Raw genomic sequence first — 13,720 nt, forward strand, 5'->3', positions numbered from 1 at the left:
AAGGCTCAGGCCTCATGCAACAGCGTTTTCGACACCAGTACGCCGTCGAGCAATTCAAAGCGCAAATCGGCATCGGCCAGGGTCGAAGGACGATGGCTGATCAGGATGCGCGTGCGCCCGGCAAAAAGGCGGTCGATGGCTTCGATCACTTCGCGCTCGGTGGCTTCGTCCACCGCCGAGGTGGCCTCGTCGAGCACCAGGATCAGTGGGTCCTGCAACAGGGCGCGGGCAATGGCGATGCGTTGTTTCTGCCCGCCGGACAACTGCTGGCCGCGCTCCCCCAACGGACTGTCGAGGCCTTCGGGCAAGGTCGCGATCAGGCTGTCGAGTTGCGCCAGCCGCGCGACGTCGGCGATCGCTTCACGGCTGGCGTCGGGCACGGCGTAGGCCAGGTTGTCGGCCAGGCTGCCGCGAAACAGCACGATGTCCTGGCTGACCACGGCAATGCGCCGGCGCAACTCGAACAGGTCGAGTTCGCGCACATCCACGTCCCCCAGCAGCACCCGCCCGGACTGCGGGTCGTGGTGGCGTTGCAGCAGATCGATCAGGGTCGATTTGCCAACCCCGGAGCCGCCGCTCAGGGCGACTTTCAAACCGTAGGGAATCCGCGCCTCGATGCCTCGCAGGGTGGTCGGGCGACCGGGATGACTGAAGTGCACGTCATCGAAGCGCAACTCGCCAGAACCCGGCATCGGTTTCGGTGTTTCGGGGGTGAGTACGGTGGCTTCCTCGCCGCGCAACTCCATCACCCGCCCGAGGCTGACGGTCATGCGCTGAATCGCCACATAAAGCCCCAGCAGACTCTGGACCGGCCCGACAGCCATGCCCAGGTAAGTGGAAAACGCGATCAATGCGCCCAATTGCCAAGTGCCCTGCACGACCCAATACCCGCCAATCAGGAACGCACAGGCGCGCGACAGCGAGGTCAGCGTGCCCGGCACGGCCTGGGTGAAAAACTCGGTGACCTGCAGGCGCAGCAACTGGCTCATGTAGCCCTGGCCCAGGCTCTCCAGTCGTCGCGCCTCGCGCTGTTGCTGGCCGGCAGACTGGATGAACTTCATCACCGGCAGCGTCTCGACCATGAACGAGGACATGTCCGCCGAGCGCTCACGCAACTGCCGCACATCGCGCTCGACCTTGCGCCGCATCCAGCGCAGCCAGAGCACGTCGAGGGGAATCAGCACCAGCGCCAGCAGCGACAGTTTCCACGACAGCGTCAGCAGCATGGCCACGGCCACCACCAGGCCGATCACGCTGGACACCGCCGAGAATAATGAATCCACGGCAAAGCGCTGGATCTCCGCCACGTCGCCATCGAGACGCGACATCAGGTCACCGATGCGCCGCTGGCCGTAGAAGCTCGGTGACAGGGTCTGCAAATGCCGATACAGGTCATCGCGCAGGGCGAACAGCATGCGCCCGGACAAGCGCGTGTGCAGGTAACGATTGATCCCCGACAACGCCGTACCCAGCAATCCCGCGACGATCATCAACCCGGCGATCAACACCAGCATCGGGAAATTGCGCGCCAGCAGGCCATCGTCGATCAGCAACTTGGTCAGCCACGGCTGCACCAGCACCAACGCCGAGGCACAAACCGACAGCCCCAGCAGCCCGGCAATCGCCAGACGGTGCGGGCGCACAAAGCTGTATAGCCAGCGTAATGCGGCTTGCAGGGCCTCGGGGTTCTGGCTGTCGATCAGCCGCACGATCAGGCGCTGCATCACGGGCGCAGCTGCTTGAGCTTGCGATACAAAGTCGCGCGGCTGATGCCCAGGGCGTCGGCAGCGGCCGAGACGTTGCCCTGGTGGCTGTCCAGGGACTGGCGGATCATCTCCAGTTGGTTTTCCCGGATACTGCCGGCCTGGGGTCGTTCGCCGGCGTTGAGGTCGTCGAGCATGCTGTCCGGCAAGTGATCGAGGGTGAGCACGGTCTCCCCCGGTTCGCGCATGGCCAGCGCGGTACGCAGGACCATCTCCAGCTGGCGGATGTTGCCCGGCCAGTGATAACCCTCGAGCAAGCGGTTCAAGTCGTCGTGCAGGACTACGTTCGGCGCATCGAGCCTGGCCAGCAGTCGGCCGACCAGCGCGCTGAAATCCTCGCGCTCGCGCAGCGCCGGGAGCATCACGCTGATGCCGTTGACCCGGTAGAACAGGTCCTCGCGAAAGTGCTTGTCCTGCACCAGGCGCTTGAGGTCGCGGTGGGTCGCGCAGATCAGCGCGACGTCGATGTCCTGCTCTTCGCCGGCGCCCAGTGGCGCGACCTTGCGGTCCTGCAGTACGCGCAGCAGGCGGGCCTGCAAGGCCAGCGGCATGTCGCCGATTTCATCGAGGAACAAGGTGCCGCCGTGAGCCTGTTGCAGTCGTCCGACCATGCCGCCGCGACGCGATCCGGTGAACGCGCCCTCGCGGTAGCCGAACAGTTCCGACTCGATCAGGCCTTCGGGGATCGCCGCGCAGTTGACCGCGACGAAGGGTTTGTCGCAGCGGCTACCGGCCATGTGCAGGGCGCGGGCAATGACTTCCTTGCCGGTGCCGGTTTCCCCCAGGAGCAATACCGGCAACTGGTTGGCCAGGCCTTGTCGGGCCATGCGCAGGGCACGGGCATAGCGGGCATTGCTGCCGGCCAGGGATTCCAGGTCCGGTTGCGCCTTGGCGGTTTTGGCGACGCTGCGTGGCGGGTTACCGACGTTGATCGAACGTTGCGGCGCGCGCAGGGTTTTGTAGAAGAATTCGCCTTTGGCGGTCTGCAGGCTGCCGACGCCGCCCTGGTGCAGACGTGCCAGCAATTGCAGGCCATCGACGCCAAGAAACTCTTCGCAGCGCCGACCGACCAGCACTGAACGTTCGGCATGCAACAACTGACAGGCCTGTGCGCTGACCGCAAGGATCTGCCCACCCAGGCTTACCGCCAGCAGGCCCTGCCATGGCGACTCGAGGTACTGCCGGCGACTGTGGAACGCCAGGACGATTTCGTCCGGATAGCTTGCGTTGAAGACGCGGCTCTCGATCTGGCTGACGGCCATGGCCAGCAGCGCGGTGCTGTCATGGGCGCGGCCCAGCGGGCCTTCGCGGGTCAGGTCGAGGACGCCGAGGATGTCGCCCTGGGGGCAATGGATCGGCACCGACGTGCAGGAAAAGTCACTGAGGCGATCCAGGTAATGTTCGCCGCAATCGATCAGGGTTGGTCGGGCTTCGACCAGTGCCGTGCCCAGGGCGTTGGTGCCACGCGCGGCTTCGCTCCAGCAGGCGCCGAGGGTGATGTCTTGCAGGCCACTGCCCTTGAGGCGGTCGGCGCGACCTTCGACGGCAAGGATGGTGGCGTCGGAGTTGGCGAGGATGATCAGCCCTTCCTTGCCTTGGCGTTCGGCCAGGTAATCGATCGCCGGTAACGCTGCATCGATCAACAGGCGATTGCTCGCCAGCAATACGTCGACGCTGGCACTCGATTCCAGCGCCAGCTCATGCTTGGCATTGAAATGCACGCCATGGCTGAGGCTGCGCCGCCAGGAAGCATCGATTTCCGCGCGCAGGACGCCGTTCGGGACTTCGCCTTCCAGATGCAGTTTTTCCCGGGCCAGCCGGGCTTCGCGGTGAAGTTTGGGGGAGTTTGTTTTTATTAGCGTCATCAAGCGCTCCGGGTCGTCCGCCCTTGCGCCTTCATACGTCGGCGCCCTGGAGCAATCTTTACGTTAACGTAAGGGCGATGGCAAGTGCCGCATGGCGCTTGTGTTCCGGCAGGTGGATCGGGGCATCGTTCTTCGCTGGCAAGCCAACTCCCACAGGCTCGCGTCGCTCCCAAGTTTATGACTCAACTCGGTCACTGTGGGAGAGGCTTGCCCGCGATAGCCATGGAGCAGACACCGAAAGACTCAGCGCCGCCAAACTGTCATCGATTGCTAAATCCCTGACGCCCAATGAGAAGCAGACAACCTGCGCGTGACGATACTGGTTTGCTCATCGAACAGTGACGCGACACGTCTAGCCCGATACCTCTGAGCCCTGACGGGGGTTGTCGGTTGCATCTCAGAAAAACAATCAAAGAGAGCGCAGAATGAAATTCAGTTTTCTCGATAACAGCAAGCTCACCCGCCGACGCGTACTACGCGATGCTGTCACCCTGGCTTTGGCCGCCTCGCCCTTGGCCAGCTTCGCCAGGGCAACCGGCGAAACCGCCGAAGAAGTGACCTTCGCGGCGGGTCCACGGCCGCTGGTGCAATACCCGCAAAAACGGCCGTTGACCCTGGTGACCACTCGCCCACCGCACCTGGAGACGCCTTTCGCAGTCTTCAACGAAGGGCCGATCACGCCCAATGACGCGTTTTTCGTGCGTTATCACCTGGCCAATTTCCCCACCAGCATCGATCCGGATACGTACCGTCTGACCGTCAAGGGTGCGGTCGACACTCCGCTGTCACTGTCCCTGGCAGAGCTCAAGGCTCTGGCGCAGCCGGTAGAAGTGGTGGCCGTCAATCAGTGCTCGGGGAACAGCCGAGGTTTCTCGATGCCGCGCGTATTTGGTGCTCAGTTGGGCAATGGTTCGATGGGCAATGCACGCTGGATAGGGGTGCCGCTCAAGGCCGTATTGAAAAAGGCCGGAGTGAAAAACGATGCCAGGCAAGTGACGTTCCGCGGCCTCGACAAGCCTGTGTTGCCAAGCACGCCGGAGTTCATCAAGGCACTGGACATCAGCCATGCCATGGACGGTGAACCCATGATCGCCTGGTCGATGAACGGCACCGACCTGCCCTTCCTCAACGGTTACCCGATACGTTTGGTAGTGCCCGGCTATTTCGGCACGTACTGGGTCAAGCACCTGAGCGAGATCGAAGTGCTCGACCATGTTTACGACGGCTTCTTCATGGCTAAAGGTTATCGAGTCCCGGATAACGATTGTTTCTGCATCGCCCCCGGCACCACGCCGACGCAAACCCGGCCGATCTCCAAGCTACCGGTGCGCAGCTTCATCACCAGCGTTAAGCAGGGCGATGTGTTGCCGTTGAATAAAAGCGTGGTGCTCAAGGGCATTGCGTTCGATGGCGGTGCCGGGGTCAACAAGGTGGAAATATCCATCGACGGCGGAAAAGTCTGGCGTGAAGCCACCCTCGGGCAGGACCTTGGCCGTTTTTCTTTCCGCGAGTGGACGCTGGCAATCACCTTCACCAGCAAGGGCGCCACGCAGTTGATGGTACGAGCCAGCAACAGCGCGGGCGAGACGCAACCGCTGCAAGCCGACTGGAACCCTGCCGGTTACCGCCGCCACGTCATCGAAACCAGCCACGTGACCGTCGCCTGAGGAGAGCTGCATGAAATCCATGAAATTCATGACCCGTTGGCTGTGTGCGGCGCAAATTTGCCTGGCTGGCATCGCCAGCGCAGCGCCACTGTCGATCACCTTGCCGCCCGAAACGGCTGCGTTCAAACCCAGTGCGCTGCCCGGCTACCCATTGGCCCAGCAGAAATGCTCCACCTGCCATTCTGCCGATTACATCAGCTTCCAGCCTCCGGGCATGAGCCTGGCACAGTGGACGGCGGAAGCGGGCAAGATGCAGCACGTGTACGGTGCGCCGATCAGCGATCAGGACGTGACCATTATCGGCGCCTACCTGGCGGCCACGTACGGCAGTGCAAAGGCGAGCGATGCCGATGTGCAAGCCGCCTCGAATCCGTCGGCGGGCCAACCCACGCCAGCCCCTGTGGCAAAAGTCGACGCCACGGCCTTGCTGCAGAACAACGCGTGCCTGTCCTGCCATGCGATCGATCACAAGGTCGTCGGCCCGGCTTATAAAGATGTGGCTGCCAAATACGCCAACGACCCGCAGGCACTAGCCAAGGTTACGTCCAGCATTGCGCACGGCGGTAGCGGCAAATGGGGGGATATCCCGATGCCACCTTTTGCGCAGTTAAGCCCGGAGAATCTGCACAGCCTGGCGACGTTCATCCTGCAACAGTGAGCCGGCCGTAAGACAGCCGACCTGATTACAGGTCTGGACGCAATCCATTGCAGGAGCAAGCTTGCTCGCGATGGACGTGAACGATACCGCGCCCTGCCTGGATGTGCGCGTTGTCTGGAAGTCCATCGCGAGCAGGCTCGCTCCTACAGAGGAGCGTGACCTGGATCACTCAGCTTTCCGACATTAGAGAACGCGACACAGGGCCTGACAAAGGATCGATCTTGAAGGCATGGTGGCATGTGATCATCCATGCCGAACGCAGGATTCAGACGTGAGGATCGCCCGGTACCTTGCTCGGCACTGCGTATTGCGGCTTGAGATGACCGTCCTGATCAAGTAGCCAGGCGTCCATGATCTGCCGCACAACAGGGCCGGCGACACGACCGCCGGCCTCGCCGTTTTCGATCATCACCGAAATCACGATTTGCGGATGTTCGGCCGGGGCGAAACCGACGAACAGGGCATTGTCGCGGTTGCGCTCGCGGGTTTTCTCGCGGTTATAACGCTCGCCCTGCTTGATCGCCACCACTTGCGCGGTACCACTCTTGCCGGCAATACGGTATTGCGCCCCCGCTGCCGACGCGCGGGCGATACCGCGGGCATCGTGCATGACCATCTGCATGCCGTGGTTGACCTGCTCCCAGTCGCGCGGGTCCTTGAGCAGGATGTTCGGCATCGGATGCTCGTCTACGGGCGCGACACCGTCCACGGTCCTGGCCAGGTGCGGACGGTTCCACACGCCTTTGTTGGCGATCAGCGCCGTGGCCTGGGCCAGTTGCAGCGGTGTGACCTGCATATAGCCCTGGCCGATGCCAAGGATCACGGTTTCACCAGGGAACCATGGCTGACGACGCGTGGCGCGCTTCCAGGCCTGGGACGGCATCAAGCCGGGAGACTCTTCGAACATGTCCAGCGAGACCTTTTCCCCGAGGCCGAACATGGCCATGTAGTCATGCAGCCGATCGATGCCCAGCTTGTGCGCGAGGTCGTAGAAGTAGGTGTCGTTGGAACGCATGATCGCCGCGTCCATGTCCACCCAACCGTCGCCGCTGTGGTTCCAGTTGCGGTACTTGTGATCGAAGTCCGGGAGTTGGTAATACCCCGGATCGAAGACTCGGGTCTGCGGCGTGACGATGCCGGCGTCGAGCCCGGCAATCGCGACTTCGGGCTTGATGGTCGAGCCCGGCGCGTAGAGCCCGCGCAGCACTCGGTTGAACAGCGGTCGGTCAATGGAATCGCGTAGCGTCGAATATTCCCTGGAGCTGATACCGGTGACGAACAGGTTGGGATCGAAACTCGGGTTGCTGACCATGGCCAGCACTTCACCGGTCGACGGATCAAGCGCGACCACCGAGCCACGACGATCGCCCAAGGCATGCTCGGCGGCCTCCTGCAGCTTGACGTCCAGGCTCAGGACGATGTTTTCACCGGGCACCGGGTCCGTGTGCTTGAGTACGCGCAACACGCGGCCCTGGGCATTGGTTTCAACTTCCTCGTAACCGACATGACCGTGCAGTTGCGACTCGTAGAATTTTTCGATCCCGGTCTTGCCGATGGATTGGGTGCCTCGATACTCGACCGTATCCAGCACCTTGGACTCTTTCTCGTTGATCCGTCCGACATAGCCGACTGAATGCGCGAAGTGTTCGCCCAACGGATAATGGCGCACGAACTGCGGCTCGACATCGATGCCCGGCAAGCGGAACTCATTGACCGCCAACACCGCGATCTGCTCCTCGCTCAGTTCATAGAACAAGGTTACCGGCACAAACGGGTGCCGCGCCTGTTTCATCGCCTTGTCGAACAGCGTGCGGTCTTCAGTCGGCAGGTGCAGCAGGTTGACCACTTCGTCCAGCTCTTGGTTGACATCGGAGGCGCGTTCGCGAGTGATGGTCAGGTTATAGCTGGGCCGGTTGTCCGCCAGGACCACGCCATTGCGGTCATAGATCAAGCCACGGGTAGGCGTGATCGGCAGCACATGCACTCGGTTGTTTTCGGAAATCGTGGAGTGATACTCAAATTCCACCACCTGCAGGACGTACAGGCGCACCACCAGTGCACAGGTAATGGCGCCGACGAACAAAGCGCAGGCCATCAGTCGCTTGTTGACCAGTCGCGTCTCTTTTTCATGGTCTTTGATCGGAATCGGCTGAGGCATTTCTGTGGCAACTCTTTGGAAAGAAACACCGATCCCTGGTTTGAAAACGGGCCGCTAAAAAAACGAGCTGCACCATACCAAAACGGAGTGATCGCTTTCGTGTCATTTTCTTTAAGTTGTGTAGGAGCGAGCATGCTCAGGGCGGCGCTTCGACGGTGGGCGTTAACGATAAGGCTGGGGCCTGATATACCGTGGCGCTCTCCGGTTCTTCGCGAGCATGCTCGCTCCTACAGGGGGAAAATCGGGCACAAAAACAAAACCCCTACCTGCATGCGCAGATAGGGGTTTTGGAATTTAATCTTGACGATGACCTACTCTCACATGGGGAAACCCCACACTACCATCGGCGATGCATCGTTTCACTTCTGAGTTCGGGATGGGATCAGGTGGTTCCAACGCTCTATGGTCGTCAAGAAATTCGGGTACTGAGTCGTGACCAGATGGCCTCGCTTCAGCAAATTGGGTATGTGATAGCTTCGGTGTTTTGTGAACTTCGAACTTTCGGTTCGTTTCGTCTTCACACACCGCAATCTGGTCTCTTTCGTCTTTTCAACTAGGAGCATCAAATTGCTTGGGTGTTATATGGTCAAGCCTCACGGGCAATTAGTATTGGTTAGCTCAACGCCTCACAGCGCTTACACACCCAACCTATCAACGTCGTAGTCTTCGACGGCCCTTCAGGGGACTCAAGGTCCCAGTGAGATCTCATCTTGAGGCTAGTTTCCCGCTTAGATGCTTTCAGCGGTTATCTATTCCGAACATAGCTACCCGGCAATGCCACTGGCGTGACAACCGGAACACCAGAGGTTCGTCCACTCCGGTCCTCTCGTACTAGGAGCAGCCCCTCTCAAATCTCAAACGTCCACGGCAGATAGGGACCGAACTGTCTCACGACGTTCTAAACCCAGCTCGCGTACCACTTTAAATGGCGAACAGCCATACCCTTGGGACCGGCTTCAGCCCCAGGATGTGATGAGCCGACATCGAGGTGCCAAACACCGCCGTCGATATGAACTCTTGGGCGGTATCAGCCTGTTATCCCCGGAGTACCTTTTATCCGTTGAGCGATGGCCCTTCCATACAGAACCACCGGATCACTAAGACCTACTTTCGTACCTGCTCGACGTGTCTGTCTCGCAGTCAAGCGCGCTTTTGCCTTTATACTCTACGACCGATTTCCGACCGGTCTGAGCGCACCTTCGTACTCCTCCGTTACTCTTTAGGAGGAGACCGCCCCAGTCAAACTACCCACCATACACTGTCCTCGATCCGGATAACGGACCTGAGTTAGAACCTCAAAGTTGCCAGGGTGGTATTTCAAGGATGGCTCCACGCGAACTGGCGTCCACGCTTCAAAGCCTCCCACCTATCCTACACAAGCAAATTCAAAGTCCAGTGCAAAGCTATAGTAAAGGTTCACGGGGTCTTTCCGTCTAGCCGCGGATACACTGCATCTTCACAGCGATTTCAATTTCACTGAGTCTCGGGTGGAGACAGCGCCGCCATCGTTACGCCATTCGTGCAGGTCGGAACTTACCCGACAAGGAATTTCGCTACCTTAGGACCGTTATAGTTACGGCCGCCGTTTACCGGGGCTTCGATCAAGAGCTTCGCGTTAGCTAACCCCATCAATTAACCTTCCGGCACCGGGCAGGCGTCACACCCTATACGTCCACTTTCGTGTTTGCAGAGTGCTGTGTTTTTAATAAACAGTCGCAGCGGCCTGGTATCTTCGACCGGCGTGGGCTTACGGAGCAAGTCCTTCACCCTCACCGGCGCACCTTCTCCCGAAGTTACGGTGCCATTTTGCCTAGTTCCTTCACCCGAGTTCTCTCAAGCGCCTTGGTATTCTCTACCCAACCACCTGTGTCGGTTTGGGGTACGGTTCCTGGTTATCTGAAGCTTAGAAGCTTTTCTTGGAAGCATGGCATCAACCACTTCGTCACCTGAAAGGTAACTCGTCATCAGCTCTCGGCCTTGGAATCCCGGATTTACCTAAGATTCCAGCCTACCACCTTAAACTTGGACAACCAACGCCAAGCTGGCCTAGCCTTCTCCGTCCCTCCATCGCAATAACCAGAAGTACAGGAATATTAACCTGTTTTCCATCGACTACGCTTTTCAGCCTCGCCTTAGGGACCGACTAACCCTGCGTCGATTAACGTTGCGCAGGAAACCTTGGTCTTTCGGCGTGGGTGTTTTTCACACCCATTGTCGTTACTCATGTCAGCATTCGCACTTCTGATACCTCCAGCAAGCTTCTCAACTCACCTTCACAGGCTTACAGAACGCTCCTCTACCGCATCACCCGAAGGTGATACCCGTAGCTTCGGTGTATGGTTTGAGCCCCGTTACATCTTCCGCGCAGGCCGACTCGACTAGTGAGCTATTACGCTTTCTTTAAAGGGTGGCTGCTTCTAAGCCAACCTCCTAGCTGTCTAAGCCTTCCCACATCGTTTCCCACTTAACCATAACTTTGGGACCTTAGCTGACGGTCTGGGTTGTTTCCCTTTTCACGACGGACGTTAGCACCCGCCGTGTGTCTCCCATGCTCGGCACTTGTAGGTATTCGGAGTTTGCATCGGTTTGGTAAGTCGGGATGACCCCCTAGCCGAAACAGTGCTCTACCCCCTACAGTGATACATGAGGCGCTACCTAAATAGCTTTCGAGGAGAACCAGCTATCTCCGAGCTTGATTAGCCTTTCACTCCGATCCACAGGTCATCCGCTAACTTTTCAACGGTAGTCGGTTCGGTCCTCCAGTCAGTGTTACCTAACCTTCAACCTGCCCATGGATAGATCGCCCGGTTTCGGGTCTATTCCCAGCGACTAGACGCCCTATTAAGACTCGCTTTCGCTACGCCTCCCCTATTCGGTTAAGCTCGCCACTGAAAATAAGTCGCTGACCCATTATACAAAAGGTACGCAGTCACCCAACAAAGTGGGCTCCCACTGCTTGTACGCATACGGTTTCAGGATCTATTTCACTCCCCTCTCCGGGGTTCTTTTCGCCTTTCCCTCACGGTACTAGTTCACTATCGGTCAGTCAGTAGTATTTAGCCTTGGAGGATGGTCCCCCCATATTCAGACAAAGTTTCTCGTGCTCCGTCCTACTCGATTTCATGACTAAGAGATTTTCGCGTACAGGGCTATCACCCACTATGGCCGCACTTTCCAGAGCGTTCCGCTAATCTCAAAGCCACTTAAGGGCTAGTCCCCGTTCGCTCGCCACTACTAAGGGAATCTCGGTTGATTTCTTTTCCTCAGGGTACTTAGATGTTTCAGTTCCCCTGGTTCGCCTCTTGCACCTATGTATTCAGTACAAGATAACCATCTTATGATGGCTGGGTTCCCCCATTCAGACATCTCCGGATCAAAGTCTGTTTGCCGACTCCCCGAAGCTTTTCGCAGGCTACCACGTCTTTCATCGCCTCTGACTGCCAAGGCATCCACCGTATGCGCTTCTTCACTTGACCATATAACCCCAAGCAATCTGGTTATACTGTGAAGACGACATTCGCCGAAAATTCGAATTTCTCAACTAAGAGAACTCACAAATTTTACCTTAGCCTGATCCGTTACCAGTGAAAGTAACGTTCAGTCTATCTTTCTATCACATACCCAAATTTTTAAAGAACGATCTAATCAAAAGACTAGAAATCAATATTCATCGCAGAATATTCATTTCTAAACTCTCAAACTTCGAAGCAGTTTATGGTGGAGCCAAGCGGGATCGAACCGCTGACCTCCTGCGTGCAAGGCAGGCGCTCTCCCAGCTGAGCTATGGCCCCATAACAAAATTGGTGGGTCTGGGCAGATTCGAACTGCCGACCTCACCCTTATCAGGGGTGCGCTCTAACCAACTGAGCTACAGACCCAATTTCGAGCTAGTAACTGTTAGCCTGAGCTATCAGCTTGGAGCTTAAAGCTGCTTCTATCGTCTTCTTCAATGAATCAAGCAATTCGTGTGGGAGCTCATGGAGCAGCTGAGTCGTCGATTAAGGAGGTGATCCAGCCGCAGGTTCCCCTACGGCTACCTTGTTACGACTTCACCCCAGTCATGAATCACACCGTGGTAACCGTCCTCCCGAAGGTTAGACTAGCTACTTCTGGTGCAACCCACTCCCATGGTGTGACGGGCGGTGTGTACAAGGCCCGGGAACGTATTCACCGCGACATTCTGATTCGCGATTACTAGCGATTCCGACTTCACGCAGTCGAGTTGCAGACTGCGATCCGGACTACGATCGGTTTTATGGGATTAGCTCCACCTCGCGGCTTGGCAACCCTCTGTACCGACCATTGTAGCACGTGTGTAGCCCAGGCCGTAAGGGCCATGATGACTTGACGTCATCCCCACCTTCCTCCGGTTTGTCACCGGCAGTCTCCTTAGAGTGCCCACCATTACGTGCTGGTAACTAAGGACAAGGGTTGCGCTCGTTACGGGACTTAACCCAACATCTCACGACACGAGCTGACGACAGCCATGCAGCACCTGTCTCAATGTTCCCGAAGGCACCAATCCATCTCTGGAAAGTTCATTGGATGTCAAGGCCTGGTAAGGTTCTTCGCGTTGCTTCGAATTAAACCACATGCTCCACCGCTTGTGCGGGCCCCCGTCAATTCATTTGAGTTTTAACCTTGCGGCCGTACTCCCCAGGCGGTCAACTTAATGCGTTAGCTGCGCCACTAAGAGCTCAAGGCTCCCAACGGCTAGTTGACATCGTTTACGGCGTGGACTACCAGGGTATCTAATCCTGTTTGCTCCCCACGCTTTCGCACCTCAGTGTCAGTATCAGTCCAGGTGGTCGCCTTCGCCACTGGTGTTCCTTCCTATATCTACGCATTTCACCGCTACACAGGAAATTCCACCACCCTCTACCATACTCTAGCTTGTCAGTTTTGAATGCAGTTCCCAGGTTGAGCCCGGGGATTTCACATCCAACTTAACAAACCACCTACGCGCGCTTTACGCCCAGTAATTCCGATTAACGCTTGCACCCTCTGTATTACCGCGGCTGCTGGCACAGAGTTAGCCGGTGCTTATTCTGTCGGTAACGTCAAAACAGCAAAGTATTAATTTACTGCCCTTCCTCCCAACTTAAAGTGCTTTACAATCCGAAGACCTTCTTCACACACGCGGCATGGCTGGATCAGGCTTTCGCCCATTGTCCAATATTCCCCACTGCTGCCTCCCGTAGGAGTCTGGACCGTGTCTCAGTTCCAGTGTGACTGATCATCCTCTCAGACCAGTTACGGATCGTCGCCTTGGTGAGCCATTACCTCACCAACTAGCTAATCCGACCTAGGCTCATCTGATAGCGCAAGGCCCGAAGGTCCCCTGCTTTCTCCCGTAGGACGTATGCGGTATTAGCGTCCCTTTCGAGACGTTGTCCCCCACTACCAGGCAGATTCCTAGGCATTACTCACCCGTCCGCCGCTGAATCAGAGAGCAAGCTCTCTTCATCCGCTCGACTTGCATGTGTTAGGCCTGCCGCCAGCGTTCAATCTGAGCCATGATCAAACTCTTCAGTTCAAACATCTTTGGGTTTTGAGAAAACCCTAAACTTGGCTCAGCAATCGTTGGTTACATCTTTGATTTCTCGCGG

At 57.9% G+C, this 13,720-nt stretch carries 5 protein-coding genes, 2 tRNA genes and 3 rRNA genes; 2 read left to right on the forward strand and 8 right to left on the reverse strand.

Annotated elements, in window-relative coordinates:
- Nucleotides 1-5: 5 nt before the first annotated feature.
- Both HGP31_RS22240 and HGP31_RS22245 read right to left on the reverse strand, forming a co-directional pair.
- Entirely contained in the window at nt 6-1,724 is a 1,719-nt protein-coding gene (locus tag HGP31_RS22240) for an ABC transporter ATP-binding protein (RefSeq protein WP_168759210.1), read from the reverse strand.
- Entirely contained in the window at nt 1,724-3,628 is a 1,905-nt protein-coding gene (locus HGP31_RS22245) for a sigma-54-dependent Fis family transcriptional regulator (RefSeq protein WP_020795724.1), read from the reverse strand. The genes HGP31_RS22240 and HGP31_RS22245 overlap by 1 nt, the downstream gene beginning before the upstream one ends.
- 425 nt (nt 3,629-4,053) lie before the next feature.
- On the opposite strand from HGP31_RS22245, the gene sorA reads away from it, so the two are divergent.
- Entirely contained in the window at nt 4,054-5,295 is a 1,242-nt protein-coding gene (sorA, locus tag HGP31_RS22250) for a SorA family sulfite dehydrogenase catalytic subunit (RefSeq protein ID WP_020795725.1), read from the forward strand.
- A gap of 10 nt (nt 5,296-5,305) precedes the next feature.
- Entirely contained in the window at nt 5,306-5,953 is a 648-nt protein-coding gene (sorB, locus tag HGP31_RS22255; protein ID WP_168758696.1) for a SorB family sulfite dehydrogenase c-type cytochrome subunit, read from the forward strand.
- Nucleotides 5,954-6,218: 265 nt separating this feature from the next.
- On the opposite strand, the gene mrdA is transcribed toward sorB, so the two are convergent.
- The 6 genes from mrdA to HGP31_RS22285 all read right to left on the reverse strand — a co-directional run bounded on the left by mrdA (nt 6,219) and on the right by HGP31_RS22285 (nt 13,647).
- Nucleotides 6,219-8,111: a penicillin-binding protein 2 gene (mrdA, locus tag HGP31_RS22260; RefSeq protein ID WP_168758697.1), complete on the reverse strand. Its 1,893-nt coding sequence runs from the start codon at nt 8,109-8,111 to the stop codon at nt 6,219-6,221.
- 298 nt (nt 8,112-8,409) lie between these two features.
- Nucleotides 8,410-8,525 (reverse strand): 5S ribosomal RNA (rrf, locus tag HGP31_RS22265).
- 168 nt (nt 8,526-8,693) lie between these two features.
- Nucleotides 8,694-11,587 (reverse strand): 23S ribosomal RNA (locus HGP31_RS22270).
- A 239-nt stretch (nt 11,588-11,826) separates the two neighbouring features.
- Nucleotides 11,827-11,902: transfer RNA gene (locus tag HGP31_RS22275), tRNA-Ala, on the reverse strand.
- Between the two features lie 10 nt (nt 11,903-11,912).
- Nucleotides 11,913-11,989, reverse strand: a tRNA-Ile gene (locus HGP31_RS22280).
- Between the two features lie 121 nt (nt 11,990-12,110).
- Nucleotides 12,111-13,647 (reverse strand): 16S ribosomal RNA (locus HGP31_RS22285).
- Together the 16S, 23S and 5S rRNA genes with 2 tRNA genes alongside form the textbook arrangement of a ribosomal RNA operon.
- Between the last annotated feature and the right edge of the window lie 73 nt (nt 13,648-13,720).

It is taken from the genome of Pseudomonas umsongensis (genome assembly GCF_012647205.1).
Taxonomy (GTDB): Bacteria; Pseudomonadota; Gammaproteobacteria; order Pseudomonadales; family Pseudomonadaceae; genus Aquipseudomonas; species Aquipseudomonas umsongensis.

Bases quoted from the DNA above. Each gene is read 5' to 3' on its own strand.
- HGP31_RS22240 (WP_168759210.1), bottom strand. From the start codon at position 1,724: ATGCAGCGCCTGATCGTGCGGCTGATCGACAGCCAGAACCCCGAGGCC.
- mrdA (WP_168758697.1), bottom strand. From the start codon at position 8,111: ATGCCTCAGCCGATTCCGATCAAAGACCATGAAAAAGAGACGCGACTG.
- sorB (WP_168758696.1), top strand. From the start codon at position 5,306: ATGAAATCCATGAAATTCATGACCCGTTGGCTGTGTGCGGCGCAAATT.
- HGP31_RS22245 (WP_020795724.1), bottom strand. From the start codon at position 3,628: ATGACGCTAATAAAAACAAACTCCCCCAAACTTCACCGCGAAGCCCGG.
- sorA (WP_020795725.1), top strand. From the start codon at position 4,054: ATGAAATTCAGTTTTCTCGATAACAGCAAGCTCACCCGCCGACGCGTA.